Source organism: Oleiphilus sp. HI0117 (genome assembly GCF_001635235.1).
Genome location: NZ_LWGA01000160.1, coordinates 1 through 947, shown reverse-complemented (window position 1 = coordinate 947; position 947 = coordinate 1). Strand labels below are relative to the sequence as shown.

The 947-nt window shown below is 46.6% G+C and carries 1 protein-coding gene; it reads left to right on the top strand.

The window, feature by feature from the left end; genetic code table 11:
• A partial coding sequence (locus A3757_RS02145) for a calcium-binding protein (RefSeq protein WP_304439164.1) occupies positions 1 to 947 on the top strand: 947 nt, incomplete at both ends.

Here is a 947-nt window from a genome sequence, read left to right as displayed (position 1 = left end):
TATGATGAAACTGAAGGTCGACAAGATGTCCTTGTTTTCGATGAGTCGATTGCTGCCCAGACCAGCTATGTGACACGAAGTGGTGATGATCTAAAGCTTGTTCTTGGCAATGATGACAGCATCGTCGTTGAAAGCTTCTTTAAAGAAGATGACCCTAATTACGCCTTAACAGCGATTAACTTTTCCGACGGTACTTCATGGGACAGCGATGAAGTGCGAAGCCGAATTCAGGCTGCAACACCGTATGACGATGTCGTTCAAGCGAGTGCAGAAGGTGAGGTCATTAGCGGGCTTGCGGGCAATGATACGATCACAGGTCAAGAGGGGAATGACCAATTCTTCGGTGATGAAGGTAATGACATATTGTCTGGAAACCAAGGGAGTGATGAGCTAAATGGGGGGGATGGGCAAGACACATTATATGGAAATGATGGTGATGACACCTTAATTGGCGGTAATGGCGATGACTATTTATACGGAGGTGCGGGCCATAATATCTATCACTATGCTTTGGGAGATGGGAATGATCAAATTCGTGCAGAAGGTGCTGAAGCGTCTCATCTACTCATATTTTCCGAGACGGTTGACCCAAGTGAAATAGACCTGGTGAATAGCTACGATGATTTGATCATAACCCTGACTGCCAGCGGAGAAACAATCGAAGTCTTTGGCTTTTTCGATACGGATCCAAGCCAGAGAACAAGTCTCTCGATTCAATTTGATGCAACTTCGTCAACATGGTCAGATTCTGAGCTTCGAACTAAAACATTTGAGGCAACAGCGGGCAACGATACCATTCAGGGGACAGCTGACGCTGATACGCTAAGTGGATTGGCGGGAGATGATAATCTAAATGGCTTGGACGGTGATGACATACTCTTAGGCGGAGAAGGGCGCGACACCTTAAATGGAGGTACCGGCAATGATACTTTAGATGGTGGTGCGGG